This is a genomic window from Streptomyces nitrosporeus (genome assembly GCF_008704555.1).
In the GTDB taxonomy this organism is placed as follows: domain Bacteria; phylum Actinomycetota; class Actinomycetes; order Streptomycetales; family Streptomycetaceae; genus Streptomyces; species Streptomyces nitrosporeus.
On record NZ_CP023702.1, the window covers coordinates 1,868,442 to 1,895,364 of the forward strand.

At 70.5% G+C, this 26,923-nt stretch carries 21 protein-coding genes; 7 read left to right on the forward strand and 14 right to left on the reverse strand.

Features of this window, described 5'->3' with window-relative positions:
• Positions 1-13 precede the first annotated feature (13 nt).
• Positions 14-751 (reverse strand): FAD-dependent thymidylate synthase, encoded by a 738-nt coding sequence (gene thyX / locus CP967_RS07890; RefSeq protein ID WP_150487270.1) that lies wholly within the window; start codon positions 749-751, stop codon positions 14-16.
• A 203-nt stretch (positions 752-954) separates the two neighbouring features.
• On the opposite strand from thyX, the gene CP967_RS07895 reads away from it, so the two are divergent.
• Both CP967_RS07895 and CP967_RS07900 read left to right on the forward strand, forming a co-directional pair.
• On the forward strand, positions 955-1,194 hold the full coding sequence (locus CP967_RS07895; RefSeq protein ID WP_150487271.1) for a hypothetical protein: 240 nt from the start codon (positions 955-957) through the stop codon (positions 1,192-1,194).
• Positions 1,195-1,287: 93 nt separating this feature from the next.
• On the forward strand, positions 1,288-1,839 hold the full coding sequence (locus CP967_RS07900; RefSeq protein ID WP_150487272.1) for a hypothetical protein: 552 nt from the start codon (positions 1,288-1,290) through the stop codon (positions 1,837-1,839).
• A gap of 52 nt (positions 1,840-1,891) precedes the next feature.
• On the opposite strand, the gene CP967_RS07905 is transcribed toward CP967_RS07900, so the two are convergent.
• From CP967_RS07905 to eccD, 6 genes are all read right to left on the reverse strand, one after another.
• Positions 1,892-2,344: a tetratricopeptide repeat protein gene (locus CP967_RS07905; RefSeq protein WP_150487273.1), complete on the reverse strand. Its 453-nt coding sequence runs from the start codon at positions 2,342-2,344 to the stop codon at positions 1,892-1,894.
• 11 nt (positions 2,345-2,355) lie between these two features.
• Positions 2,356-3,108 carry a 4-hydroxy-tetrahydrodipicolinate reductase gene (dapB, locus tag CP967_RS07910; RefSeq protein ID WP_150487274.1) on the reverse strand — a complete coding sequence of 251 codons (753 nt, stop codon included), beginning with the start codon at positions 3,106-3,108 and terminating at the stop codon, positions 2,356-2,358.
• 40 nt (positions 3,109-3,148) lie between these two features.
• On the reverse strand, positions 3,149-4,528 hold the full coding sequence (locus CP967_RS07915; RefSeq protein WP_150487275.1) for a M16 family metallopeptidase: 1,380 nt from the start codon (positions 4,526-4,528) through the stop codon (positions 3,149-3,151).
• Entirely contained in the window at positions 4,525-6,738 is a 2,214-nt protein-coding gene (locus CP967_RS07920) for a polyribonucleotide nucleotidyltransferase (RefSeq protein ID WP_150491753.1), read from the reverse strand. The genes CP967_RS07915 and CP967_RS07920 overlap by 4 nt, the downstream gene beginning before the upstream one ends.
• 271 nt (positions 6,739-7,009) lie before the next feature.
• Complete coding sequence (rpsO, locus tag CP967_RS07925; RefSeq protein WP_014048684.1) at positions 7,010-7,300, reverse strand: 30S ribosomal protein S15; 291 nt, start codon at positions 7,298-7,300, stop codon at positions 7,010-7,012.
• A 185-nt stretch (positions 7,301-7,485) separates the two neighbouring features.
• The gene (gene eccD / locus CP967_RS07930) at positions 7,486-8,994 is read right to left on the reverse strand and encodes a type VII secretion integral membrane protein EccD (protein ID WP_150487276.1); all 1,509 of its coding nucleotides are present in this window, start codon (positions 8,992-8,994) and stop codon (positions 7,486-7,488) included.
• Between the two features lie 238 nt (positions 8,995-9,232).
• On the opposite strand from eccD, the gene eccCa reads away from it, so the two are divergent.
• Entirely contained in the window at positions 9,233-13,201 is a 3,969-nt protein-coding gene (gene eccCa / locus CP967_RS07940) for a type VII secretion protein EccCa (protein ID WP_150487277.1), read from the forward strand.
• A gap of 391 nt (positions 13,202-13,592) precedes the next feature.
• Here eccCa and CP967_RS07945 read toward each other — a convergent pair whose 3' ends face one another.
• The 7 genes from CP967_RS07945 to eccB form a co-directional block, all read right to left on the reverse strand.
• Positions 13,593-13,871 (reverse strand): WXG100 family type VII secretion target, encoded by a 279-nt coding sequence (locus CP967_RS07945; RefSeq protein WP_373300321.1) that lies wholly within the window; start codon positions 13,869-13,871, stop codon positions 13,593-13,595.
• A gap of 83 nt (positions 13,872-13,954) precedes the next feature.
• Positions 13,955-14,308 carry a WXG100 family type VII secretion target gene (locus tag CP967_RS07950; RefSeq protein ID WP_150487279.1) on the reverse strand — a complete coding sequence of 118 codons (354 nt, stop codon included), beginning with the start codon at positions 14,306-14,308 and terminating at the stop codon, positions 13,955-13,957.
• 86 nt (positions 14,309-14,394) lie between these two features.
• Positions 14,395-15,645 (reverse strand): S8 family serine peptidase, encoded by a 1,251-nt coding sequence (locus CP967_RS07955; protein ID WP_150487280.1) that lies wholly within the window; start codon positions 15,643-15,645, stop codon positions 14,395-14,397.
• A gap of 27 nt (positions 15,646-15,672) precedes the next feature.
• On the reverse strand, positions 15,673-17,400 hold the full coding sequence (locus CP967_RS07960) for a hypothetical protein (protein WP_150487281.1): 1,728 nt from the start codon (positions 17,398-17,400) through the stop codon (positions 15,673-15,675).
• Positions 17,400-17,867, reverse strand: a complete 468-nt coding sequence (locus CP967_RS07965) for a hypothetical protein (protein ID WP_190175001.1) — start codon at positions 17,865-17,867, stop codon at positions 17,400-17,402. Before CP967_RS07965 ends, CP967_RS07960 begins: the two co-directional genes overlap by 1 nt.
• A gap of 188 nt (positions 17,868-18,055) precedes the next feature.
• The gene (mycP, locus tag CP967_RS07970; RefSeq protein ID WP_150487282.1) at positions 18,056-19,330 is read right to left on the reverse strand and encodes a type VII secretion-associated serine protease mycosin; all 1,275 of its coding nucleotides are present in this window, start codon (positions 19,328-19,330) and stop codon (positions 18,056-18,058) included.
• An 86-nt stretch (positions 19,331-19,416) separates the two neighbouring features.
• A complete protein-coding gene (eccB, locus tag CP967_RS07975) occupies positions 19,417-20,949 on the reverse strand; it encodes a type VII secretion protein EccB (protein WP_150487283.1) in 1,533 nt (510 codons plus the stop codon).
• Positions 20,950-21,133: 184 nt separating this feature from the next.
• Between eccB and eccE the strand changes: the two genes are divergently transcribed.
• The 4 genes from eccE to CP967_RS07995 all read left to right on the forward strand — a co-directional run bounded on the left by eccE (position 21,134) and on the right by CP967_RS07995 (position 26,836).
• Entirely contained in the window at positions 21,134-22,474 is a 1,341-nt protein-coding gene (gene eccE / locus CP967_RS07980) for a type VII secretion protein EccE (protein WP_150487284.1), read from the forward strand.
• Complete coding sequence (locus CP967_RS07985; protein WP_150487285.1) at positions 22,471-23,181, forward strand: hypothetical protein; 711 nt, start codon at positions 22,471-22,473, stop codon at positions 23,179-23,181. The genes eccE and CP967_RS07985 overlap by 4 nt, the downstream gene beginning before the upstream one ends.
• 82 nt (positions 23,182-23,263) lie before the next feature.
• Positions 23,264-23,497 (forward strand): DUF397 domain-containing protein, encoded by a 234-nt coding sequence (locus CP967_RS07990; protein ID WP_028443550.1) that lies wholly within the window; start codon positions 23,264-23,266, stop codon positions 23,495-23,497.
• A gap of 336 nt (positions 23,498-23,833) precedes the next feature.
• The gene (locus CP967_RS07995) at positions 23,834-26,836 is read left to right on the forward strand and encodes an SCO5717 family growth-regulating ATPase (RefSeq protein WP_150487286.1); all 3,003 of its coding nucleotides are present in this window, start codon (positions 23,834-23,836) and stop codon (positions 26,834-26,836) included.
• Positions 26,837-26,923: the final 87 nt, after the last annotated feature.

A 26,923-nucleotide genomic window follows, 5' to 3' on the forward strand; every position in this document is an offset into this window, starting at 1 on the left:
ATACGGACACCACTTACGGGGCCACCCGTCCATTTTTGTTGAAGGCCGCATAAGTCAGCGGCATGAGCCGCGCCCAGTGCTGCTCCATCTGTTCGCCGACCATCTCGATCTCGCGCTGCGGGAAGGAGGGGACCCTGGCCAGTTCGTGCTGGGTCCGCAGGCCGAGGAAATGCATGAGCGAGCGGGCGTTGCAGGTGGCGTACATCGTGGAGAACAGCCCGACGGGCAGGACCGAGCGGGCGACCTCGCGGGCGACGCCCGCGGCCAGCATCTCCTGGTACGCCTCGTACGCCTGGCGGTAGGAGTCCTCCATCACACGGGTGGTGAGCGCGTGCTGTTCCGGGGTGCCCTCGACGAACTCGTACTTTCCGGGACGGCCCCGCTGGATGAGCTTGCGGGACTCGCCGGGCGTGTAGAAGACCGGTTCGAGCTCCCGGTAACGGCCTGATTCCTCGTTGTAGGACCAGCCGACCCGGTGCCGCATGAACTCGCGGAAGACGAAGATCGGGGCGCTGATGAAGAAGGTCATCGAGTTGTGCTCGAACGGGCTGCCGTGCCGGTCCCGCATCAGGTAGTTGATGAGCCCCTTGGACCGCTCGGGGTCCTTGGTGATCTCTTCCAGGGACTGTTCGCCCGCCGTGGAGACGCGCGCGGCGAAAAGCACGTCGGAGTCGGCGGCAGCCGATTTCACCAGGTCAACGGTGACATCGTCGCGGAAGTGGGCCTTCGTGGGCTCGGGGGTGTCGGTCACCGGCGGGGTCCTTCCAATGGCATCGCACGGGCGCGTCCACTCTACGGGCGCGGCGCGGGCGCCCGTGACCGCCCCGGTACCCGGACGGCCCCTGTCCGTTCGCGGGATTTCTTCGCCCGCCCGGCGATTCGGGGCACCGATCGGGGCTTTCGTACGTCTGACTCATCAGCAGCACTTTTTACGAAGCCAAGGAGAGTCGCCTCATGTTCCGCCGGCGTGAAGCCGTCCCGTTCTCGTTCGTCGCCGAGTCCGAGCGGTTCCGCAGCAATGTCACCCCGCCGCCCCGCGAGCGCGCCAGCGTCTCCCAGCTGGCCGGCCGGTCCCTCGTGGGTCTCACCCTCGTCGCCGGTCTCGCCGCGTCCCTGCTCTTCGGTCTGCCGGCTCTCGACGCCGATCGGACGCCTTCGCACAGCCAGACCTCCGAGGCGTCGCAACACCGCTGACCCGTACGGGCCCCCTGGAGTGGTCGGCCGGGGGGCTCATCGGTAGCCTCACCGGGCACAGCAATCGAGCGTGCTTGTGAGTGAGGATCAGTCGTGCCCCTGCCCTTCCTGACGGCCGACCGCGCATTCGACGCGAGCGCGGAGGATGTCGCGCTGCCGTTCGACGACCATGACAGCTGGCGGCGTCCCTACCGCCTCGGCCCCTGGCGGGTCGCCGCCGCGGCCACCCTGCTGCTGCTGGCGTCGTTCGTCCTGCTGGCCGCGATGATCATCTCGTTCGCCGGTTCCCTGTCCGGCGCCACCCTGTGCTTCGTCGTGGCCGCCGTGGCGATCGCCGCCGCGCTGCGACTGCTGCGGGCCGGCGCCTGGGTGAGCCGGCACGGGGTGCGCCGGGTCGGTTTCTTCCGTACGACCACGGTGCGCTGGAACAGCGTGGCCTCGCTGAGCACGGTCCAGCAGCCGGTGAAGTGGCTGGGTCTGCCCCGTACGGTCCAGGGCCAGGCCCTGATCGTCCGGCGCACGGGCGGCGGCCAGCCCACGCCCCTGCTCACCGATCACAACGCGGACTTCCTGGCCCGCACCGAGGCCTTCGACCGTGCCGCCGACACGCTCGAGGCCTGGGGCGCCGAGTACCGCGCCGGCTGACGCGGTCCGCTCGGCGGGCCCGCCTGCACACGGCAAGCCGGTACGGCGCCGCTCAGGCGCGTACCGGCTTGTCCGCGTGCAGGGCGATGGCTCGCTGCATCGCCTTGCGGGCGCGCGGGGTGTCCCGGGCGTCCTGGTAGGCGACGGCCAGCCGGAACCAGCAGCGCCAGTCGTCCGGGTGGTCCTCGGTCTCCTCGCGCCGCCGCTCGAACACGGCGTCGGCGGATGCCCGGTCGATGCGCCCGGAGGGGGTGCGTTCCAGTTCGTCGACGGGCAGACCGCCCTCCGCGTCCAGTGCGGCGGCGAGGGCGTTGGCCCTGCGGACGAACTGGGTGTTCTTCCAGAGGAACCAGACCCCGATCAGCGGCAGGATCAGCACCGCCACGCCGAAAGTGACGGTGAGCAGGGTGCCGTGCCGGATGAGCAGGACGCCGCGGCTGCCGGCCAGGACGAAGTAGAAGACCAGGACGGCGGCGGTGACGGCGTAGGTGATCTTTGCGCGCATGGGTGGACCAGTCAGTTCAGGTCGAGGAAGTGTTCCAGGCCGAAGGTGAGGCCGGGAGTGGTGACCACACGGCGGGTGCCGAGCAGGATGCCCGGCATGAAGCTGCTGTGGTGCAGGGAGTCGTGGCGGATGGTGAGGGTCTCGCCCTCGCCTCCGAGCAGGACCTCCTGGTGGGCGAGGAGCCCGCGCAGCCGGACCGAGTGGACCGGGACCCCGTCGACGTCGGCGCCGCGGGCGCCGTCCAGGGCCGTGGCGGTGGCGTCCGGCTGCGGGGGGCGTCCGGCCTCGTCGCGGGCCTCGGCGATGAGCTGGGCGGTCCGGTGCGCGGTGCCGGAGGGGGCGTCCGCCTTGTTCGGGTGGTGGAGCTCGATGACCTCCACGGACTCGAAGTAGCGGGCGGCCTGCTCCGCGAACTTCATGGTGAGGACCGCGCCGATGGAGAAGTTCGGCGCGATGAGCACCCCGGTCCCGGGCGAGCCGGCGAGCCAGGTGTTCAGCCGCGCGAGCCGTTCGTCGTTCCAGCCGGTGGTTCCGACGACCGCGTGGATGCCGTGCCGGACACAGAAGTCGAGGTTCTCCATCACCGATGCGGGAGTGGTCAGCTCGACGACCGCCTGGGCACCGGTGTCCACCAGGGTGTCCAGTGTGTCGCCACGGCCGAGTGCGGCCACCAGCTCCATGTCACCGGCTGCCTCGACGGCCCGTACGGCCTCGGAACCGATGCGCCCCTTGGCGCCGAGAACGGCCACGCGCAGCTTGCTCATGTGCTCTTTCCTTTGGGAGGTGGGGGGACCGTCCGGGGATTCAGGAGACCGCGAGGTGGAGGCGGTCGGCCTGCTTGTCCTTGAGCGGTCCGATGACCGAGAGGGAGGGCCGCTGCCCGAGCAGGTCCGCGGCCACGGCACGGACCTCGTCCGGGGTGACTGCGGCGATACTGGCCAGCATGTCGTCGACCGACATCTGCTCGCCCCAGCACAGTTCGCTCTTGCCGATGCGGTTCATCAGCGCGCCGGTGTCCTCGAGCCCGAGCACGGTGGAACCGGAGAGCTGGCCGACGGCTCGGCTGATCTCCTCGTCGTCCAGGCCGTCGCTCGCCACCCGGTCGAGTTCGTCGCGGCAGATCTTCAGGACGTCGTGCACCTGGCTGGGCCTGCAGCCCGCGTAGACACCGAAGAGGCCGCAGTCCGCGAAGCCCGAGGTGTACGAGTAGACGCTGTAGGCGAGGCCGCGCTTCTCCCGGACCTCCTGGAAGAGGCGGGAGCTCATGCCGCCGCCGAGGGCGGTGTTCAGGACGCCCAGCGCCCAGCGGCGCTCGTCGGTCCTGGCGAGGCCCGGCATGCCGAGGACTACGTGGGCCTGCTCGGTCCTGCGGTTGAGCAGGTCGACCTTGCCGGCCGTGCGCAGGGTGCGGGACCCCGCGCGCGGGGCGGTGGGGACGGCGTCGGTGCGGGACAGGGCGCCCGCGCGCTCGAACGCCCTGCGGACCTGGCGTACGACCGTGGCGTGGTCGACGTTGCCGGCGGCGGCGACGACGAGGTGCGTGGGGTCGTAGTGCTTCTTGTAGAAGCGGGCGATCTGGCCGCGGTTCAGCGCGTTGACCGTGTCGACGGTGCCGAGGACGGGGCGGCCGAGCGGGGTGTCGCCGAGCATCGTGTGCGCGAACAGGTCGTGCACGCAGTCGCCCGGGTCGTCCTCCGTCATGGCGATCTCCTCGAGGATCACACCGCGTTCGGCGTCGACGTCCTCGGAGGCGATCAGCGAGCCGGTCAGCATGTCGCAGACGACGTCGACGGCCAGCGGCAGGTCGGTGTCCAGGACCCGCGCGTAGTAGCAGGTGTACTCCTTCGCCGTGAAAGCGTTCATCTCGCCGCCGACCGCGTCGATCGCGGAGGAGATGTCGAGGGCGCTGCGCTTGCCGGTGCCCTTGAAGAGGAGGTGTTCGAGGTAGTGCGTCGCGCCGTTCAGGGAGGGCGTCTCGTCGCGCGAGCCGACGTTGGCCCAGATCCCGAAGGTGGCGGACCGGACGGAGGGCAGGGTCTCGGTGACGACCCGGAGCCCGCCGGGCAGGACCGTGCGGCGGACGGTGCCGACGCCGTTCGTGCCCGGGAGGAGTGTTTGGGTACGGGCGACGGCCCGCCCCTTCGAGGAGGGGCGGGCCGTCGTCACGGAACTACGGGACGTCACTTGGCGGCGTCGTCCTTCTTCTCGTCTTCTTCGCCCTCGATGACGGGGACGAGGGAGAGCTTGCCGCGGGAGTCGATCTCCGCGATCTCGACCTGGACCTTGGCGCCGACGCCGAGGACGTCCTCGACGTTCTCGACGCGCTTGCCGCCGGCCAGCTTGCGGATCTGCGAGATGTGCAGCAGGCCGTCCTTGCCCGGCATCAGGGAGACGAAGGCACCGAAGGTGGTGGTCTTGACGACCGTACCCAGGTAGCGCTCGCCGACCTCCGGCATGGTCGGGTTGGCGATGGCGTTGATCGTGGCGCGGGCGGCCTCGGCCTGCGAACCCTGCTGGGCACCGATGTAGATGGTGCCGTCGTCCTCGATCGTGATGTCGGCGCCGGTGTCCTCCTGGATCTGGTTGATCATCTTGCCCTTGGGGCCGATGACCTCACCGATCTTGTCCACCGGGATCTTGACGGTGATGATCCGCGGGGCGTTCGGGGACATCTCGTCCGGGACGTCGATGGCCTCGTTCATGACGTCCAGGATGTGCAGACGCGCGTCACGGGCCTGCTTCAGCGCGGCGGCCAGGACGGAGGCGGGGATGCCGTCCAGCTTGGTGTCGAGCTGGAGCGCGGTCACGAACTGCTTGGTGCCGGCGACCTTGAAGTCCATGTCGCCGAAGGCGTCCTCCGCACCGAGGATGTCGGTGAGGGCGACGTAGTGGGTCTTGCCGTCGATCTCCTGCGAGATCAGGCCCATGGCGATACCGGCGACGGCGGCCTTGAGCGGCACACCGGCGTTCAGCAGCGACATGGTGGAGGCGCAGACCGAGCCCATGGACGTCGAGCCGTTGGAGCCCAGCGCCTCGGAGACCTGGCGGATCGCGTAGGGGAACTCCTCGCGCGAGGGCAGCACCGGCACGATGGCGCGCTCGGCGAGCGCGCCGTGGCCGATCTCGCGGCGCTTGGGCGAGCCCACGCGGCCGGTCTCACCGACGGAGTACGGCGGGAAGTTGTAGTTGTGCATGTAGCGCTTGCGGGTCACCGGGGAGAGGGTGTCCAGCTGCTGCTCCATGCGGAGCATGTTGAGGGTGGTGACGCCCAGGATCTGGGTCTCGCCACGCTCGAACAGCGCCGAGCCGTGCACGCGCGGGATCGCCTCGACCTCGGCGGCGAGCGTACGGATGTCCGTGACGCCGCGGCCGTCGATGCGGACCTTGTCCTTGATGACGCGCTCGCGGACCAGCTTCTTGGTCAGCGCGCGGTAGGCACCGGAGATCTCCTTCTCGCGGCCCTCGAAGGCCGGGAGCAGCTTCTCGGCCGCGATCTCCTTGATGCGGTCCAGCTCCGTCTCGCGCTCCTGCTTGCCGGCGATGGTGAGCGCCTTGGCGAGCTCGGTGCTGACGGCCTTGGTGAGCGCCTCCAGGACGTCGTCCTGGTAGTCGAGGAAGACCGGGAACTCGCCGGTGGGCTTGGCGGCCTTGGCGGCGAGGTCGGACTGGGCCTTGCAGAGGACCTTGATGAAGGGCTTCGCGGCCTCGAGACCGGCGGCGACGACCTCCTCGGTCGGGGCCTCGGCGCCTTCCTTGACGAGCTGGATGGTCTTCTCGGTGGCCTCGGCCTCGACCATCATGATCGCGACGTCGCCGTCCTCCAGGACGCGGCCCGCGACGACCATGTCGAAGACGGCGTCCTCGAGCTCGGTGTGCGTCGGGAAGGCGACCCACTGGCCCTTGATCAGCGCGACACGGGTGCCGCCGATCGGGCCGGAGAAGGGCAGGCCGGCCAGCTGCGTGGAGCAGGAGGCGGCGTTGATCGCGATCACGTCGTAGAGGTGGTCGGGGTTGAGCGCCATGACCGTCTCGACGATCTGGATCTCGTTGCGCAGGCCCTTCGCGAAGGAGGGGCGCAGCGGGCGGTCGATCAGGCGGCAGGTGAGGATCGCGTCCTCGGAGGGCCGGCCCTCACGACGGAAGAAGGAGCCGGGGATCTTGCCGGCGGCGTACTGGCGCTCCTCGACGTCCACCGTGAGGGGGAAGAAGTCGAGCTGGTCCTTGGGCCGCTTGGAAGCGGTGGTGGCCGACAGCACCATGGTGTCGTCGTCCAGGTACGCCACGGCGGAGCCGGCGGCCTGCTTGGCGAGGCGGCCCGTCTCGAAGCGGATGGTGCGGGTGCCGAAGGTGCCGTTGTCGATGACGGCCTCGGCGTAGTGGGTCTCGTTCTCCACTAGTGATTTCTCCATACTCGTCGTCTTTCGTCCTGCCGCCCGTGTGGCGGAGGACGGTACGGAGAAGCGCGCCGTGTGTGCGGGCCGGTCTTCGATCGAAGCTCCCGGGCGTTGTCCCGGGGGCCACTACCGAGGACCGGCGGCTGCCGTGGGGCGCCTCTCCTCATTCAGTTGTCGTACGTCCAGGTTACTGAGCCCAGCACCGATGGCGCACGTACGGCAAAGGGAGCGGCCCCCTGGAACCGGGGAACCGCTCCCTTCCACAGCGTCCTTACTTGGCGCCGCCGGCCGCACCACGGCGGATGCCGAGGCGGTCGACGAGCGCACGGAAGCGCTGGATGTCCTTCTTGGCGAGGTACTGCAGAAGGCGGCGGCGCTGGCCGACCAGGATCAGCAGACCGCGACGGGAGTGGTGGTCGTGCTTGTGCGTCTTGAGGTGCTCCGTCAGGTCCGAGATCCGGCGGGAGAGCATCGCCACCTGGACCTCGGGGGAGCCGGTGTCGCCCTCCTTCTGGGCGAACTCGGCCATGATCTGCTTCTTCGTAGCGGCGTCGAGCGGCACGCGTACTCCTTTGGGTCTTCGATGCGCCCACGAGTGCCCCTGGTATTGATCGCAGGGGAGCTTCCGTGACTCGGGGGCGGAGGTCCGATGAGCGCAGCCCCCAGATGAACCGGGAACGCGTACACAAACGGCCACCACACAGAGTACCAGCCGTGCGGGGCCGTCCGGCCGCGCGGGCGGACCGGTCAGCTGGTGAGGGCCCGGATCGAGTGGTAGACGTCGAAAACGGCCAGGCAGAGCGGCAGCAGGGTGAGCAGGACGCACGCCTCGGCGATCTCCAGGAAGCGGCCCCAGAAAGGGGTGACCCCCTTGCGCGGCACGATCAGGCCGATGGCGGTGATCAGCGCGGCGACGCCGGCGACGGCCGCGGCGAGCCAGATCGTACGGATGTCGAGCCCGGTGGTGTCCCCCTTGAAAGCATCGCTCAGAAGTTCGAGGGGTGGATTGAGGGACAGCCCGAGACCCAGCAGCACCAGGGCGCCGAGGCCCGCGGCGAGGGCGCAGCCGACCTGGGCCGTGTAGCGGAACAGGTGGGCGCGCATCAGCATCGCGACGCCGGTGGCGAGGGCCAGCAGCTGGCCCCAGACGCTGTCCGAGAAACCGAGCACGGCGGCGGCCCCGACGGCGACGAGCGCACATCCGCCGACCAGGCCGAGGAGCAGTTCGTGGCCGCGGCGCGCCTGGGCGGCGATGCGGTCGGCGTCGACCGGGCCCTGGGGCGCCGGGTCGGACGTGCCGTAGTCGCCGACGGTGGTGCGGGGCGGCTCGAAGCCGATGGGGAGGCGGGCGAAGCGGGTGGAGAGGCCGGGCAGGAAGGCGAGGAGTCCCACGGACAGGGGGGCGCAGACGGCGGCGGTCTCGGCGGGCTCCATGCCGGTCATGATCGCGGCGAAGGTGACCAGTACGCCGATGGCGGCGGCGAACACGAAGGCGACGAAGGTCCCGTCGCCCTTCGGGGCGGCGATCATCAGGATCACCGCGGCGACCAGCACGGCCGCGCAGGCGAGCAGGAACTGGAGCCTGCCGATGCCCTGGCCCGCACTGAGCGGCAGCAGCCCGGCGCCGCCGACCGCCGCGTGGACGAGCGCGCCGGCACCCAGCGCGACGGAGGAGCCGCGGTCGGCGTACACCCGTGCGCGTACACAGGCGAGCGCGAGGAGGAGCAGGGCGGTGACGCCGGCCAGGACGCCCGGCAGGCCGTGCATGTCGTGCCGGATGTCGGAGGTCCACAGGACGAAGCCGAGCAGGACCAGCAGCACCGACCCCCCGAAGAGGCCGGCCGAGCGCATGAGGGCGTCGCCCCACAGGGTCCGGTCCCGGGAGACGGCGGTGGCGACGGCGTCCGAGACGTCGTCGAAGACCGCGGGGGGCAGGGATTCGGAGAAGGGCCGCAGGGACAGCAGTTCGCCGTCGAGGACGCGGAGGCCCGCCAGGGTGCGCCCGCCGTCGAGGACGGTGCCGTCGCGGCGCACCAGGTGGTAGCCGACCGGGGCGCCCTGGACGGGGCTCTGGCCGGACAGCCGGAGGATTTCCGGGTACAGGTCGGCGACGGGGATGTCCTCGGGCAGTGCCACGTCGACGCGGCTGTCGGGCGCGACGACCGTGACGCGGCAGAAACCCGTTCCGTTGCCGGCCGGAACTCCGGGACCCGGTCGGCCTGTTCCGGATGGCGCCGTCTGGGCCGTCGTAGTCACGTACTGCTCCCCCTCATGGATGTTCTGTTTCTCCTGGAACGCACCCCGAGACCCGTGGGCTCCACCATCGTCCCGAATCACCCGCTTTTTTGCGGCAGTTAGCGGATGCGTACACGCGTCGCGACACCCTACCGCCCCGGGTATCCCTCTACGCCAGTAGGATCCTCCCGCGGACGGGACCCGTCGCCACGGGGGCGCCGATAGGAACAGTTCCGTCCGGCAAGGGAATTGGTGAGCTGTGAGCCAGATCGTCGTCAAGCGCCCACCGAGGGCCCTCCCCTCCGAAGTCCCGAACGAGCAGGTGCAGTTGCAACCTCCCCCCGAGCTGCCCCGCGGGCAGCAGGAGGGGGTGATGATGCAGCTGCTGCCGATGCTCGGTATGGGCGGTTCCGTCGTCTTCTTCTTCATGACGCCGAACCCGATCATGCGGATCATGGGCATGATCATGATCGCGTCGACGATCGCGATGGCCATCGCGATGATCATCCGCTTCCGGCGCGGCACCCAGGGGCAGCTCGCGGACATGCGGCGGGACTACCTGAAGTACCTGACGCAGACCCGGCGTGCCGTACTGAGGACGGCGGGCAAGCAGCGTGACGCGCAGTTCTACCTCCACCCGTCCCCGGAGCAGCTGTGGGCGCTCGTCGCCGAGGGCAGCCGGGTCTGGGAGCGCCGGGTCGGCGACGCGGACTTCGCGCATGTGCGCATCGGTCTGGGCAGCCAGGAACTCGCCACCCCGCTGATCGCGCCCGACACCGCGCCGGTCGACGAGCTGGAGCCGCTGACCGCGGGGGCGATGCAGCAGTTCCTGACGACGCACAGCACGCTCGACGGGCTGCCGATGGCGGTCTCGCTACGGGCCTTCTACCACCTGACCGTCAGCGGTGAGGCCGAGTCGGTGCGCTCGACCGCCCGCGCGATGGTCGGTTCCCTCGCCTCGCTGCACTCCCCCGAGGACCTGGTCATCGCGGTGGCGACCGGCACGGACACCGCCCCGCACTGGGAGTGGACGAAGTGGCTCCCGCACGTCCAGGTGCCCGGGTCCGTGGACGGCGCGGGCAGCCGGCGCCTGATCACGACGAGCGTGGCGGAGCTGGAGGAACTGCTCGCGGGCCGTCTCGACGGCCGGCCCCGTTTCCAGCCCGGTGGCCAGCCGCTCCTGGACCAGCCGCATGTGGTCGTCGTGCTCGACGGCCGGTCCGTGCCGCCGACGTCCGCGCTGGCCGCGGCCGAGGGGCTCCAGGGCGTGAGCGTCATCGAGATCGTGCCCGGCCAGGTCACCGGGGCCCGCGGTGGCCTGTCCATCGTGGTGGACCCCCACTCGCTCCAGCTGGAGTCCGGGCACGGGCTGGTCTACGACGGCACACCCGATCTGCTGAGCCCCCAGGCCGCCGAGGCGCTGGCCCGGCAGCTGGCCCCGCTCCATGTCGCCACCGGCGGGGACGACGACGAACCGCTGCTGGCCAACCTGGAGTTCACCGATCTGCTGAACCTCGGTGACGCGGCCACCATCGACGTCAGCCGGACCTGGCGCCCCCGCTCGCAGGCCGAGCGGCTGCGGGTGCCGATCGGTGTCGGCGAGGACGGCGGTCCGGTGATGCTGGACCTGAAGGAGGCGGCGCAGGAGGGCATGGGGCCGCACGGCCTGTGTGTCGGCGCCACCGGTTCCGGCAAGTCCGAGCTGCTGCGCACGCTCGTGCTGGGTCTGGCCGTCACCCATACCTCGGAGACGCTGAACTTCGTCCTCGCGGACTTCAAGGGCGGTGCCACCTTCGCCGGGATGGCGCAGATGCCGCACGTCGCGGCGGTGATCACCAACCTGGCGGACGACCTGACGCTGGTGGACCGCATGGGCGACTCCATCAGCGGTGAGCTCAACCGCCGTCAGGAGATGCTGCGGGACGCGGGCAACTACGCCAACATCCACGACTACGAGAAGGCGCGTGCCGCCGGTGCGCCGCTCCAGCCCATCCCGTCGCTCGTCCTGGTCATCGACGAGTTCAGCGAGCTGCTGACGGCCAAACCCGACTTCATCGAGATGTTCGTGCAGATCGGCCGTATCGGCCGGTCGCTGGGCGTCCATCTGCTGCTGGCCTCGCAGCGCCTGGAGGAGGGCCGGCTGCGCGGTCTGGAGACCTATCTGTCGTACCGGATCGGTCTGCGTACCTTCTCCGCGGGCGAGTCCCGGGCCGCGATCGGTGTGCCCGACGCCTACCACCTGCCCAATGTGCCCGGTTCCGGCTATCTGAAGTACGGCACGGACGAGATGGTGCGGTTCAAGGCCGCGTACGTCTCCGGGGTGTACCGCTCGGGTGCCCAGCCGGCCGCCTCCTCCGGTCCGCTGCCGGTGGACCGCAGGCCGGTGGTGTTCACCGCGGCACCGGTTCCGGTGCGCTACGTGCAGCCGAGCCCGCAGGCCGGGGCCGCGGTGCCCGAGCCGCGTACGGCGGAGGACGACGCGCTGGCGGACACGGTACTCGACGTGATCGTGCGCCGGCTGGAGGGCCGCGGGGCCTCCGCCCACCAGGTGTGGCTGCCGCCGCTGGACAACCCGCCGTCGTTCGACGAACTGCTGCCGGGCCTCTCGGCGGTCGAGGGCCGGGGGCTGACCCAGCCGGGGTTCGAGGGCGCGGGCCGTCTGGTCGTACCGCTGGGTGTGGTCGACAAGCCGTACGAGCAGCGGCGCGACACGCTGTACCGGGACTTCTCCGGTGCGGCGGGCCACATGCAGATCACGGGTGGCCCGCAGTCGGGCAAGTCGACCCTGCTGCGTACCCTTGTCGCGGGTTTCGCGCTCACCCACACCCCGCAGGAGGTCCAGTTCTACGGGCTGGACTTCGGTGGCGGCGGTATGGCCTCGGTCTCCGGTCTGCCGCATGTCGGCGGCATCGCCTCCCGGCTCGACCCGGAGAAGGTGCGGCGTACGGTGTCCGAGGTGTACGGGATCATGGCGCGCCGTGAGGAGTACTTCCGCAGCGCGGGCATCGACTCCATCGCCACGTTCCGCAGACTCCGGGCACGTGGCGACATCTCGGTGGCGGACCAGCCGTGGGGCGATGTGTTCCTGCTGGTCGACGGCTGGGGCAACTTCCGGACGGACTACGACGCCCTGGAGCCGGCGGTCGTGGACATCGCGGCCCGCGGTCTCGGATACGGCATCCACCTGGTCGTCACGGCCTCGCGTTCCATGGAGGTCAGGGCGAACCTCAAGGACCACCTGATGAACCGGCTGGAGCTGCGGCTCGGCGACGTCATGGACTCCGAACTGGACCGCAAGGCCGCGGTCAACGTGCCGACCGGTGTGCCCGGCCGTGGCCTGACCCCGGAGAAGCTGCACTTCATGGCGGCGGTACCGAGGATCGACGGCATCAACTCCGACAGCGACCTCTCCGAGGCGACGGCCGCCATGAACCAGGAGGTCGCCCGGCACTGGACCGCCGCGCCCGCCCCGGCGGTCCGGCTGCTGCCCCGTGAACTCCCGGCGCGGGAGCTGCCCTCGGGCTACGCGCGGCCCGAGCGGGGCATCGCGTTCGGCATCGACGAGAACAACCTGGAGCCGGTCTTCCTCGACTTCGAGCGGGACCCGTTCTTCCTGGTGTTCGGTGAGAGCGAGTCCGGCAAGTCCAACCTGCTGCGACTGCTGATCAAGCAGCTGACGGAGCGTTATGACGGCAGTGCCGCCAAGTTCTTCGTCATCGACAACCGGCGCGGACTGCTGGACGTCACTCCGGCGTCGCATCTGGCGGAGTACGTGCCCATGTCCAACAACATGGAGCACCACACGGACGCGCTGTACGACCTGATGAAGCGCCGTACACCGTCGCCGGACGTCACGGCGCAGGAGCTGCGCGACCGCAGCTGGTGGAGCGGGCCGTCCGTGTTCGTGGTCGTCGACGACTACGACCTGGTCTCGACGTCCAGCGGGAACCCGCTGGCCAAGCTCACGGAGATGCTGCCGTTCGCCCGGGACGTCGGCGTCCGCTTCATCATCGCCCGCAGCTCGGCCGGGGCCGGCCGCGCCCTGTACGAGCCGTTCATGCAGCGGGTCATGGAGCTGGGCGCGCAGGGCCTCGTGCTCTCGGGCGACCCGATCGAGGGCGACCTCCTCGGCAACGTACGGCCGCGGCCGATGCCGCCGGGGCGCGGGGTCTTCGTCACACGGCGCCGGGGCAACCCGCTGGTGCAGTCGGGGCTCATGGAGGGGTGAGGCCGCCGGCGGCGGCCGGGGTACGGAGGCCGCCGGGGCACGGAGAGGGGCGCAGGACCGCGTGTGCGGGTCCTGCGCCCCTCTCCGTGCGGCGGTACGGGACCTCCGGGCGGACAGGGCATCTGGGCGGTCAGGGCTCCCCGGTACTGGCAGGGTCCACTACCCGTACGGCTCCGTACGGACCTTGGCATCGGCTCCGTACGGGCTTCGGCGGCCTCGGCCGGTGGACCCGGTACCCGGTACTCCTCTTCCGTACCATCCGGCTCCGCAGCCGGCTGCCCCCGGGGAACACGTCAGGGTGGGCACCTCCCGTGCGTGCCCACCCTGATGCGTGTCTGCGTACCTGTGTGCCTGTGTGACTCGCGCGCCCGCCTGCTGTGCCGGGATGTCCCTACTCGAAGTTGGCCCGCGCCCGCTTGTCGCCCGCCTGGTACGAGGTACCGGCTTCGCGCACCTTGCGGGAGATGTCGCTCAGGGCCGTGTGGATGGCCGTGGCGTCACGGTCCCAGCCTGCCTGGGAGGCGTCGTAGGCCGACTTGGCCTCGCCCACCCACAGCTCGGACACGCTGGCGACCATCCGCTTGATCGACGCGAGGTCCTCTTGGAGCTGCTTGCTCTGCCGGTCGATGGAACTCGCGGCCATTTCCAGGCTCGAGTAAGTGACAACCATCGTGCCGTCGTTCTGCGGCATACGGTCCTCCAGTTCAGTCTAGTTCGGTATGACAGTCCGTACCTGGTACAGGTGGTGCGGGCTCAGAGGTTGTTGATGGCCGACGTCCTGGCCTCGGAACCACCCGAGTGACCGGCGACGACGTCCACGCCCCGCAGGGCTGCCGCGACCTCGTCCTCGGTGTTGCCCTTGATGGTGCGGGCCGCCTTGATCGCTTCCATGAAGTTCACCAGCCGCGTGCCGATGTCACTCATCTTCAGGTTGATCTCGGCCTGCTTCACGTTGAAGGCGTTGGCACCGATACCCTGCCAGGCGCCCTCCACGCTGTCGATCGTCGCCTGCAGCGTCTTCAGCTGACCCCGCACGGACTCGAAACGCTGGCCGAGTTCGTTCTCCAGCTTGAGGAGTGCTTCATCTGAAAGCTTCTGGTCTGCCATGCTTCCGGCTTCCTTCCTGCTGCTTTGTTCCGTCCGGCCTTGAGCGCCGGCAGGTTGGTGTGGGGGGAACTACGGTCGGTCGGTGCTCAAGCCGTACGGCGCTTACGCGCGATCACGAACGCCGCCCCTGCGAGCACGACCACGACCGCCACTCCCCCGAGGATCAGGCCCAGTTGGCTGTCGTCCTCGGCCTTCTCGGTGCTGGAGCCTGCCATAGCCGCGTCGTCGGCCTGCTTCTTCTCGTCAGGCTGTGACGAAGCTGGTGCAGAAGCGGCGGGCGAGGCGGTGGAACCGGCCGTCTTCTCCTGGGTGAGCGGGCTGACGTCCGGGTCCCCGGGGTCGCCCTTGCCCTTGAGGATGTTGACGGCAGGGCGGATGATGCCGTGGCCCAGGTAGTTGCTGAGGGTGCCCTTCTCCCAGTCACCTCGGCCGGCCGTGTCGAAGAGGACGTTGAGGACCTGGTTGGCGGTCCATTCTGGGTGGGCGGACCAGATCAGGGCGGCTGCTGCTGACGTAATGGCGGTGGCAGCGCTCGTTCCACCGTTGCCTTGGCAGTACCGTTCGAACTTCTGATCACACCAGAACGGCACATCGTCACCGGGGGCAGCGATGTCCACGAAATTGCCATGCTGGGAAGTGTCGGACACCGTGCCTTGGCTATCGGTGGCCCCCACGCCAACGACCTCAGGATAAGCGGCAGGATAGATCGGCTTGTTGCCCTTTTGTGCTTCATTACCTACAGCAGCAAAGAACAGCTTCCCCTTGCTCTGGGCATACTTAACCGCTTCGATCTCTTGCTCCAGCTTGAATTCGTTTCCGAATGACATGCTGATGATCTGTGCGTCACTGTCGGCAGCAGCCCGGATCGCATCCACCGTGTCGTAAGCGTTCACACGATCTTCGGGCTTCCAATCACCGTCAGCGACTCGCATCGGAATGATCTTGGCTCCTGGTGCAAGACCTTTCAGTCCCCCACCCTGACCGGTGCCGGCAATCAACTCAGCCATGGTGGTGCCATGGCCGTTGTAGTCGTCGGTCTCATCCCCCTCAGCGCCCGTAGCATCGAGCCCCTCAAGGACCTGCCCTTTCAGCGACGGTGTCGAAGGATTGACACCGGTATCAATGACAGCAACCTTGATGCCTTCACCCGTAGCTTTCTTCCACATCTCCTCGGCGTGCATTGGCTCCAGGTACCACTGCTGCGACTGCACATCCGCAGCAGCCGCAGAGGGAGCGACGCCGACGAAGCCCACCCCCCAAGCCATGGTCACCGCCACAGCACCAATCAGCCGCCGAGAGATGCGACGCCGTTGGGTCTGGCTCATTCCTGCTGTCATCCTGACTTCCGTACCTTCTCTGTACGTCTACTCGACAACCGGAGGGGCGGTTCCACGCCGCCCGGCATCCCAGGTCTCTCTGTCTTCCACCAGATAGTCAGGACGCTGCGAACCTTCCTCTTGGTCCTCCCGGTCCGAATCACGTCGGCCTGCCGGTCCACGGACCAAGCCCGCGCCCCCAGCAGTGAAGCCTCTCGCCCCCGCTGCACCGCCACGAGGCGTACCCACCACTCCATTTGTGCTGGGCGTGCCTCGTCCTGTCGGGCGAGGCGCGCCGCTCACTCCGGTGGAGCCGATCACACCCCGTCCGGCGCCACCAGCCGGACGACCTGCCTGCGGCGCGCTCCCGGCACCGATGACCGTGCCACGCGGAACACCACGAGTTCCCCCGGGCCCACCCGAAGCCGAACGCTGCGGCGTCCCACCCACGATGCCGGTCGCCCGGCCAGTCGAGAAGCCGGAGGCGCCGGGCCTGCCGACGGGGCTGCCTGCCGTCTGGCCACCGCCCACCATGGGAGGCCGACCTACGGGCGGCTGGGACCCACCACCTTGTCCAGAGGCACCCGAAGCCGGACCCCCTGTCATGAGAGGCGGACGGCCGACCGGATTTCCGGTACGGCCGTTCGCCGGAGGGTTGGTCGTATTGGTGGGCCCACCCGTTCTCGGGCCACTGGTCGTGGGCTGCACAGTCTTGGGGGCGCTGGCGATCGGTCCCTGTGACCAACGGGAAGTCGTGGTCACTGGATTCACGAAGGTATTCGGCATGGGCGGGCCCGATGGTCCGGGAGGTGCGACAGGATTCGTGACCTGCTGTGGAGGAGGCGCGCTGGCAGGAACGACAGGGGCCGGCGGTGTGCCCACAGTATTGATCTCGGTCGAGACACCCTTGTCCAGAGAAGGTACCGGGCCGATTGTCCCGATCGAAGCAGGATCTTCCACGCCGACGGGGGTTGTGATGGCCGAGATGCCGTTGGTTGCCTGCTTGAGAGCGCCGCTCGGGCTACTGACGTCACCGGAGCCACCCCAGGAGCTGTCACCACCCGGTTCCGCAGCCCTACGGCCATGCCCTTGAGGCCGCGGCACCGCCACATCGAGCTTCTTGTCGAAGCGCGGCGGTTCCTGGCCCGCCAGTGCCTCCTCCGAGACCGCGTAGTACGACGCCAGACGGTTCGCCTGGTTGATGGCTTCCTGCCGGTCCTTCTCGACCTTCAGCGCAGCCTGGTACTCCGGGTTGCCCTCGACCCTCTTCGGAGCCTCGACCTCCTCGGGCTTCCTGCGGTTGAGGCGGGTGTCGCGGGGCGGGAGGGAATTGCGCACCGAAGCGAGCCCCGTGCCGGCGACGGTGATCTGGGTACCTGCCGCCTGGGCGAACTTGCCCAGGTTCTCGGTGTGGGTCACCAGGCTGTTGCCCCAGTCCCGGAAAGCGGTTCCGGACTCGCCCTCCCAGTCCACTGCCTTGATGGAGTCGCTGAGCTCCTTCGCCGCGTCATTGAGAGCGTCCCTGGCGTCCAGGAGCGCCTTGCCGGCGTTCTCCAGATCCGCGGGGTTGGAGTTCTCGATCAAGTCGATCATCGCGTTGAGCTCGTGGCCTTCGAAGGACGTACGGCCGGAGGAGCCGCCTCCGAACCCGAATGCCCCGAAGACGGTCTCGAAGGTCCGCTTGACGTCCGTGACGAGCAACTGACCGTTCACACGCTGCTCGTCCTGCTGCTCCTGCTCCTGCGGAGTCAGTTCCGTCTGCTTCTCGTCGCTCATCAGCTGTCCCCCAGGTCGTCGTAGGCGGAACCGGTCTTGCCGTCGGACCGCGGCTGCTCGGGCTTGCCCTCGACCTGGGTCTTCTCGCGCTCCGCGTCCATGCGCGCCTCGATCTCGTGGAACCGGCGCCTGGTGTCGTCGTCCACATTGTCGAAACCGACCGCGGCCGCGTGCACCCCGAGGCTCAGGTACTCGATCTGGTCGCTCAGCGACCTCGAGAGTGTGACGAGGGACTGGTGGACGCGGTTGTACTGGGCGAAGAGCCCGTCCGCCTCTGCGAAGCCGGCGTTCTGGCCGCTCAGGGAGGTACGCGACACCCTCTGCGCCTCGACCTTGTCTTCGCCCCCCGGCGACGACACGAAGTCCGCCAGGATCGCGTTCACACGCTTCTGGAACACCTCCAGTGCGTCCACACCGCGCCGGAGGTTCTTCGCACCCGCTCCGCCGCTTCCTGCATCGGCCACGATGCCACCTTCCCCGTTTTCCCCGTTTGCCCAGGCCGTTCGCCATCGCTAACCCAGTGGCGTGAACAGGCCTGACTCCAGCGTAATAACTCTAGCCAATACCACTGACAGGACCAACTGCCTTGTCAGTCAAGTGACTTCCCGGGACGCCATCGTGACGCGATCCGGACAGCCCGACGGACACCGCTTGTTCACCTGTGTGCCCCGTGGGTCCGTGCCGGCCTGTTCCGTCGTCGCTGCGCGTCACGGTACGCGACCGACGTGCCCGCGATGGCGGCGACCAGGACGCCCCCGCCCACCAGGACGTAGGTGGCCAGCCGGGCGTTTCGTTCGTCCGCGGTCTCGCCGAGGTGGAGGGCGGCCGGGACGGGCGCTTCGCCCTTGCTCACTCCCTCGTGGGCCACCGGCTGTTCGATCGGCTTCTCGTCCTCCGTCAGGGCCCGCACCGGGTCGACGACACCCCAGCCGACCAGGTGGTCGTGGCCCGCGATCGAGCGTTCCGCCGTCTGCTGGATCTGGGCGACGATCTGCTTCCGCGTCCAGCCCGGGTGTTTCGCCTTGATGAGGGCGGCGACGCCCGCGACATAAGGAGCCGAGAAGCTGGTGCCGTTGTCGGCGCAGTGCCCGCCGCCGGGGACCGTGGAGATCATGTCCACCCCGGGGGCGGCGACGCCCACGAAATCCCCGGACTGGGAGAAGGCCGCGCGCTCGTTGTTGCGGTCCGAGGAGGCCACCGCCAGGACCCCGTCGAACGAGGCCGGATAGGTCTCCTTGACGTTGCCGCCGAGCCCGTCGTTGCCGGCCGAGGCGACGACCACTATCTCCTTGGCCAGTGCGGCGTCCACGGCGGCCTTGAGGGCGGGGGCGGGCTTCACCGCGTCGGCGGTGTCCTGGGAGATGTTGATGATGTCGGCATCCGCCTGGTCGGCTGCGTAGCGGATGGCGTCGGCCAGGGTCTCCGCCGTTCCGTTGCCGTCGGCGTCGTTCTGCTGGATCGGGATGATCGTGGCGTCCGGGGCGAGACCGGTGAACCCGGTGCCCTCCCCCTCGCGTGCGGCGATGATCCCGGCGACCTTGGTGCCGTGGCCGACCACGTCGGTGGTGCCGTTCTCCTTGCCCCGCTCGACCTTGGTGCCGTTCTCGTCCTTGAGGTCCTTCGGCAGGAAGTTGCGACCGCTCCGGGCGTCCACGGCTTTGGTGAGCTGCGGGTTCTTGATGTCGACACCGGTGTCGATGACCGCCACCCGTACGCCCTTGCCGGTGGACTGCGCCCACAGTTCGTCCATCAGGACGCGTTGCAGCGACCACGGACGTCCGGCGTACTTCTTGGAGGGGAAGGTGCACTGGGTCGAGTCCTCGGCGGCGGCCGGCAGGACCGGCAGCGAGACGAAGAGGACGGCGGTGGCGGCCACGGCCGTCAGCACGCGCCGTCCGGTGGAAGACACGCGCCGCCCGGTGGAAGACATGTACCGCCCGGTGGAAGACGTGTGCCGCCCGGTGGGATGGCGGCGGCAGGGGAGAGGGGACCGCGTCGTCGTCATGTCGCCCCTCCTCACGAGCCCTGCGGCTGCCGTGCGGCACCGGTCGACAGGCGCGGCCCCGTCGGCAGGAAGGTGGACCAGGCCGCCGGGACGGGTGCGGGGGCGACGTCCTTGTACCCCAGCCTGTTCTGGGCCTGCTGGGCCTCCTGCCGGCGCTCTTCCCGCTCCTTCTTCGTTCCCGACTCCCCGATGCCCGCGTCGTCCGTCACGCTGTCGCCGTTGGACTGCATGGCATAGCGCAGACCGGTGTCGGTCACCAGGAACAGCGGACCGGAATCGGCGCTGGATCCCTTGAACTGGCGGAAGAGCTGGCCGGATCCGGGGGTGACGTAGGTGCTGCTGGAGCCGGTGGCGAGGGTCGCGGGGAAGCCGGTGCCCGCCCAGGTGCTCAGCGTGGTGGCGCCGTCCTTGTCGGATACGCCCCGCAGGACGTTGCAGACGGTGTTGCGGCTGCCCGGCGCGGTGCTCGCGGAGTTCACGGCCGTCGGTTCGGCCGTGGGCCAGTCCTTCTCCTGCCCGAAGGGCTTGCCGGGCTGGAACGCCGCGGCGCTGACGGGCTTCGCCCTGCCGTCCTGGCGGAGGTCGACCAGGGCCCGGCTGTTGAGCAGCAGCTTGGCGGTGAAGTCGGTCACCGGGGCGACCCTGCCCGGGAGGACGACGTACTGCTGGGTCGTGGTGCCGGAGGTCGCGGAGAGGATCATGCCCACCTTGTCGGCTTCGGGCTCCAGGTCGCCGGGGACTCCCGCGGGGGCGCCGGGCGTCCCTTCTATGGAGGGGAAGGCGACGGGGTCCCCCTTGTGCAGTGTGGTGAGCCAGTCGTCGGTGACGCGCTGGGGGGCGCGGTCCTGCTCGACCAGGGTGCGCAGCAGCACCTCGTCCTTCTGCAGGGGGTACGCCGTGCCCGTGGCGTCCACCAGGTAGCGGGTCCGGTCGGGGCCCGGCCCTTCGACGTACAGCAGTTCGCCGCCTTCGAGCTTGTTCCCGCCCTCGGTCTTGCCCTGCTCGCGCTTCGCGAAGACGAACGCCGCCTTCTGGATGGCCCGGCCGCCCTCCCCGGGCCGCTCGCAGACCGCCCACCGCTTGGCGGAACCGGCTTCCTTCGTGTCGGGGAGCCGGTCGGGGGCGTACGGGATACCGAGGGTGGCGCCGTGCGGGATCTTGCCGTTGTCGAGGACCGATTCGTCGACGTTGATGACCTTGCCCTTGTCGGGGGCGAGGAGGAGTTTGGCGCTGGCCATGTTCAGCACCGGGTGGAGCTGCGTCTTGCCGTCGGTCTTCAGCACCACGTAGCGGGTGGTGGATTTGCTGGCGATGATGACGTTCTCGTAGGGGGTGTCCCACTTCTGGGGCGCGACGGGCTTGAACATGCCCCAGGCTCCGAAGATCCCGAGGACGACCGCGCCGACGATCGCTCCGGGCACCACCGCGCGCAGCGGGCGGGGCGCGCCTTCCTCCGAACCGGACGGGTGGGGCTGCAGGAACTGTGCGATCAACCTCCGCTTCGCGAAGGTGTAGGCATTGAGTTCGTCCCGCCGTGATGCCATGTGCGCGCTGCCCCTTCTCCCCAGTGGGCGACCAGGTTCCCACACCCGCGATCGGCCGCTCCCGCCGACCGGGCCCCCCTACTATGCCTGTTGGCGTTCTGCTGTCACCGCTCCGGTAGGGTGATCGCCCGGTCAACGGCCGTGAAGAAAACGGAAAATACGCATACGAGGGGGCAACGCGGCGATGGGTGCAGCGACGCGGGAGCGTACGAGGCGGTCCGGCCACCGGCCGTCCGGCCCTTCCCGACGGCAACGCAGCAACGAGCCGGCCGGCTCGGCATCTCCTTCCGCGCCGGACGCCCCTGCCGCGACGACCCTGCGTTCGATCTCGCGGACCGGCCGGGTCGGGCCCGTGCTGCGGCAGATGGTGCTGGTCGAGGCGGCCCTGGCGGTCGCCGCGGTCGGTGCGGCGATCGGCGGCGTGTGGATGATCCCGGCCGTCGTGGTGGCCTGCCTGCTGGTCCTCCTCGCCGCGGTACGCCGCCGGGGCCGGGCCGTACAGGACTGGCTGTCGACGCTGCTGGCCCTGCGCCGGCGCAGGCGGACCGCGGCGGCGGCCCCTGCGGACACGGAGCCCCAACTGGCCCCGGTCGCCGAGGGCGTGCCGGGCTTCGCCCCCTGTATATACGTGGACCGGAACCGTCGCACGGTGGGCATGCTGGGGGACGGCACGTTCCTGACGGCGGTGGTGCGGGTCGAGGCGAGCGGTGAGTCGCTGCGCCAGGCGATGGGCGCGCGGCCCCTTCCGCTGTCCCTGCTGGGTGACGCCCTCACGGTGGACGACATCGTGCTGGAGTCGGCGCAGCTGGTGCAGCAGGTACGGCCCGCGCCGGCGCCGCACCTGCCGCAGCGTTCGGTGGCCCGGCTCTCCTACGCCCCGCTCCAGGAGCGGACGGGCGCTCCCGCGCTGCGGATGACGTGGGTGGCGGTGAAGCTGGATCCGGAGCTGTGCCGGGAGGCCGTCGAGGCGCGCGGCGGTGGGATCGGCGGTGCCCAGCGCTGTCTGGTGCGGGTCGCGGACCATGTGGCGAGCCGGATCACCGGGGCCGGTTTCCGGGCCACGGTGCTGGACCAGGAGGAGCTGAACTCCGCCGTGGCGACGTCGGCGTGTGCCAACCCCATGCTGTCGGCGCGCGCCGGACGGCCGGACGCCGCGCCGCAGCGGCGGACGGCGGAGACCCCGCGGGTGTGGCGCTGCGACGACCGCTGGCACACCACCTACGCGGTGGACCGGTGGCCCGAACTGGGCCGGGGGGCGACACCGCTCCCCCGGCTGGTCGCGCTGCTGACCTCGGTCCCGGCGTACGCGACGACGTTCAGTCTGACGGTGCGCCGCGGTACGCACCAGGGACGCATGTCCGTGTGCGGGCACGTACGCATCACCGGCGGATCCGACACCGAGCTCGTAGGCGTACGGAGGACTCTGGAGCAGGCCGCACGGCATGCCGGGGTGGGCCTCGCGCGGCTGGACCGCGAGCAGTTGCCCGGTGCCCTGGCGACGCTCCCGCTGGGAGGCGCGCAGTGACGAGGCGAACCGCTCCGCGGCGGGGGCTGCCCGGCCCCCGTCACGCCGGCCACACCCTGGCGGCGGATCATCTGGGCGCGCTGTCCCTGCCGGTGGGTGACGACGGGGTGATCATCGGCACCGATGCCGAGGGGCACCCGCAGATGATCGGGTTCCACCGTCCGGCGCCGTACGACGTCCTGTTGATCGGCGGGCTGTGGACCGCGCAGGTGCTGGCGTTGCGCGCGGCCGCCACGGGGGCCCGGGTCGCGGTCGAGACGGGGCGCACCCAGGCGTGGACCACGCTGGCGCAGGCGGCCGGCGCCGGTCTGGAGTGCGTCTCCCTCCACGACGTGGGCCGGGTCCCGCCGACGGGTGCGACCGTGAACAGCCCGGTGGTGGTCGTGCGGGACTGCGGGATGCGTCCGCCGCGCGGCCGGGTGGTGTCCTCGCCGTGGCAGTCGGTGCTGACGCTGCTGCCGTATCTGAGCCCGGTGGCACCCCGGTTGCTGCGGGCGGCCACGCTCGTGGGCGTTCAGCGGGTGTCGCCGGCCGAGGCGGAGCAGATCGGCCGGATCCTCAAACTCTCGCGGGCCGAGAGCGAGGCCCTGCCGACCCTGGCGGACGGTGTCACACTCTGGGTGGCGGGTCGCGAGCGCCACTGGGTGATGACCGGCGCGACGGACGTCGAGACCGGTCTGCTGGGCACTGCTCGCAGAATGGACTGAATCCTGTCAAGTCCGCGCCCGGGGCCCGCCGTTTTTGTAGATCATGGCGGGAACGACACAGTTCGACGGAAGGGGCGCCGGGATGGGCACCCAGCAGGAGAAGGACGAGCTCTACGCTCTCGACATCTCGGATGTGGAGTGGCTGAGCGCACCCGGGACCGAGGACGCGGAGGAGCGGGTGGAGATCGCGCACCTGCCGGGCGGCGCGGTCGCGATGCGTTCCTCTCTGGATCCCGAAACGGTACTGCGCTACACGGAGGCCGAGTGGCGTGCCTTCGTACTGGGCGCGCGGGACGGTGAGTTCGACCTCACGTAACCGGCGTACCGGTGAAGAGGGCGGTCGTCCGGACGGACGGCCGCCCTCTCGCCGTGCCGGGCCCGCCCCGGTGTGCCGCGCCCTGTCCGCTTCGTCTCGGCGTACCGCGTGAGTGCCCGTGCCCGGGTTTCCTGTGCGGGGTACGGCCGTCCGGTGCGATGCGGTACGGCCTGCCGCAGGGGGCCCGAAGGCGATTAGGCTGGGCTCGGGCACGGCAGGAGAACCTGCGGGCAGGCCAAGCGCGTCCCACGGGGAAGAGCCGGGCGGATCGGACAACGGGAACGGTCGCCGCTACCCACCACGGCACAAGGGTGCTCGACCACACCAGGAGGCAAAGTGAACGGCGATCGGGACGAGATCCGTGAAGGATGGACCACGCCCATCGACGAGTCGTCCGACGCGGATCCCGCCGAGATGACGGGCGAGTTCACCATCGACTACACCCCGCCCGCCTGGTACACGCAGAGCGTCTCGGGGGATTCGTCGGGCGGGACGGGCTCGCACCTCGCGCCGCCCCCTCCGCCGCACGGGGCTCCGCTGCCCATGCCCGGACCGCCGGCCGGCGGGTTCGAGCCCGGCTGGCAGACCGCCGCACCCGTGGCGTCCGAACCGGCCCAGGCCACCACCGGGCCCGCCTCGTCCGGGGATTCGTCGGCACCGCCTCCGCCCGTGTGCCCCGCCGTGCCGGCGGGCGCGCAGCAGCCGGCCGGCACCGGGGGCCCGGACTCCGGTGCGGGCGCGGACGGTCCGTTCGGTGGCGGGGACGTGGAGAGCGGCGCGACGATGCGCTTCTCGCCCGCCGCGCTGAAGCGTGAGATCGCGGAACGCGAAGCGGAGGCGGAAGCCGCGGCAGCCGCCGCTCCGGCCGCCGGCTCCGGTGACGTCGCCGGCCCCGGCGGTCCCGCCGGCTCCGGTCCCGGCGGCTCCGGTCCCGCGGACACCCCGGGCGGCCCGGCGGATGCGGCCGCCGCATCCGGCACGCCCGATGCGGCGGATGCGCACGACGCTGCCGGCACATCCGGTACGCCCGACGCGGCTGGTGCTTTCGAGGGGGACGCCACGGCGGACGAGGGCGCCGACGGCTCCGGGGGCCGCGACGGCTTTGCCGACGGCGGCACGGGAGAGACCTCCTCCGGCCGGGGCGCCGCCCCGGCCCCCACGGCGGATCCCGCGCACGCACCGGGCCCGGCGGTCCCCACGGCGGTCGCGGACCCCGCGCCCGCCGGCCCCGCCCCGGCCCCCCAGGACACCTCGCCGCCGGACTCGCCGGCCCCCTGGTCCCCGGCACCGCCCGCGCAGGGCGGCCTCCCTCCCCTTCCGCCCGCTTTCCAGCCGGCCGCGTCCCAGCCCGGCGCGCCGCAGGCCGCACCCCAGTGGCCCGCCTCCGGCGCGGCACCGGCGCCCGGGGAAGGGGGCTTCGGCGGTTACGGATTCCCGCAGGCCGCTGCGGCCGACCCCGACCAGCCGGTCCGGCCCGGCCAGCCGGCGCACCCCGACTCCCCTGCTCCGCAAGGCGGTTACGGCTTCCCGCAGCCCCCGGCACAGGGTGGTTACGGCTTTCCCCAGCCCCAGCCCCAGCCCCCGGCACAGGGCGGTTACGGTTACGGCTTCCCGCCCGGACCTCCGCAGCAGCCTCTGCCGCCCCAGGGCCACCAGAGCCCTCCGGCTCCCCAGATGCCTCAGGGCACCCAGCCCCAGCAGGCCCCGCAGCAGCCCCACTTCCCCTCCCAGGGCGCCCCGCTCCCCGCCCAGGTCCCGCACCAGCAGCCGGCGGCCCCGAACCTGCCCGCCCCGGTCGCCCACCAGCCGCACCAGCCGCACCAGCCGGACGCGTACCGGCCTCCGCAGCCCGGTCCCGGCCCCGGCCCGCAGGCCCCGCCGGTAGACCCGCGCACCGGTGCGGCCTGGCCCACGCCGGTGACGCACGATCAGCGTGAGCGTTCGGTACCGGGCGCCCCGCTCGGGTACACCGCCGCGGTCGAGCTGTCCTCGGACCGGCTGGTCCGCGGCAAGCAGAAGGCGAAGAGCAGCCGCAACCCCTCCGGTGCGTCCCGCTTCAAGCTGGGCGGCAAGAAGGAGGAGCTGGAGCGGCAGCGCAAGCTGGACCTGATCCGCACGCCGGTGCTCTCCTGCTACCGCATCGCGGTCATCAGCCTGAAGGGCGGCGTCGGCAAGACGACCACCACCACGGCGCTCGGCTCGACCCTGGCCACGGAGCGGCAGGACAAGATTCTGGCCATCGACGCCAACCCGGACGCCGGTACGCTCGGCCGCCGGGTGCGCCGGGAGACCGGGGCGACCATCCGCGACCTGGTCCAGGCGATCCCGTACCTCAACTCCTACATGGACATCCGCCGGTTCACCTCGCAGGCGCCGTCGGGACTGGAGATCATCGCCAACGACGTGGACCCGGCCGTCTCCACGACGTTCAACGACGAGGACTACCGCCGGGCGATCGAGGTGCTCGGCAAGCAGTACCCGGTCATCCTGACCGACTCGGGTACCGGTCTGCTGTACAGCGCGATGCGCGGGGTGCTGGATCTGGCCGATCAGCTGATCATCATCTCGACGCCGTCCGTCGACGGTGCCTCCAGCGCGTCCACCACACTGGACTGGCTGTCGGCGCACGGGTACGCGGAGCTGGTGCAGCGCTCCCTCACGGTCATCTCCGGGGTCCGCGAGACCGGAAAGATGATCAAGGTCGAGGACATCGTGCAGCACTTCGAGACCCGCTGCCGCGGCGTGGTGGTCGTGCCGTTCGACGAGCACCTGGCGGCGGGGGCCGAGGTCGATCTCGACATGATGCGGCCGAAGACCCGGGAGGCGTACTTCAACCTCTCGGCGCTGGTCGCCGAGGACTTCCAGCGGGCCCAGCAGCAGCAGGGGCTGTGGACCTCGGACGGCAGCACCCCGCCGCCGCAGTACGCCCCGCCGATGCCCGGACAGCAGATGCCGGGCCAGCCGGCGCCCGGACAGCCGATGCCCGGTCAGCAGCCCTACGCCCCCCAGCAGCCCGGGCAGTCCCAGCCCTACCCGGGACAGCCCCAGCCCTACCCGGGGCAGCAGCCCTACCCGCCCCAGCAGCCGTACGGCGGCCAGCAGCCTCCGCAGCCGTATCCGCCGTACGCCGGGCCGGGTGCGCAGCAGAACGGCTGGCACCAGGCGCCGCCCGCTCCGCCCGTCCCGCCCCAGCCGGGTGGCGCGGCGGGGCAGCAGCCGGGCGCCGGGCAGGCCGAGGGGCAGGCGCAGCAGCCCCAGGGCCCCGGGCTCCAGGGGCCGGTGCCCCCGGCCGGCTGGCAGCAGTATCCGCCTCAGCAGCCACCCGCACCTCAGCAGTAGAGGTGTAGACCAATGAGGGCCCGCGTCGTGGGAACGACGCGGGCCCTTTGGGTGTTTTCGCAGCCCACACGCCGTTTCCGTGGACCG

Coding starts and splice junctions, on each gene's coding strand:
- CP967_RS07895 (WP_150487271.1), top strand. CDS start 955: ATGTTCCGCCGGCGTGAAGCCGTCCCGTTCTCGTTCGTCGCCGAGTCC.
- CP967_RS07905 (WP_150487273.1), bottom strand. CDS start 2,344: ATGCGCGCAAAGATCACCTACGCCGTCACCGCCGCCGTCCTGGTCTTC.
- dapB (WP_150487274.1), bottom strand. CDS start 3,108: ATGAGCAAGCTGCGCGTGGCCGTTCTCGGCGCCAAGGGGCGCATCGGT.
- CP967_RS07945 (WP_373300321.1), bottom strand. CDS start 13,871: ATGGTTGTCACTTACTCGAGCCTGGAAATGGCCGCGAGTTCCATCGAC.
- CP967_RS07950 (WP_150487279.1), bottom strand. CDS start 14,308: ATGGCAGACCAGAAGCTTTCAGATGAAGCACTCCTCAAGCTGGAGAAC.
- CP967_RS07955 (WP_150487280.1), bottom strand. CDS start 15,645: ATGACAGCAGGAATGAGCCAGACCCAACGGCGTCGCATCTCTCGGCGG.
- CP967_RS07960 (WP_150487281.1), bottom strand. CDS start 17,400: ATGAGCGACGAGAAGCAGACGGAACTGACTCCGCAGGAGCAGGAGCAG.
- mycP (WP_150487282.1), bottom strand. CDS start 19,330: ATGTCTTCCACCGGGCGGCGCGTGTCTTCCACCGGACGGCGCGTGCTG.
- eccB (WP_150487283.1), bottom strand. CDS start 20,949: ATGGCATCACGGCGGGACGAACTCAATGCCTACACCTTCGCGAAGCGG.
- eccE (WP_150487284.1), top strand. CDS start 21,134: ATGGGTGCAGCGACGCGGGAGCGTACGAGGCGGTCCGGCCACCGGCCG.
- CP967_RS07990 (WP_028443550.1), top strand. CDS start 23,264: ATGGGCACCCAGCAGGAGAAGGACGAGCTCTACGCTCTCGACATCTCG.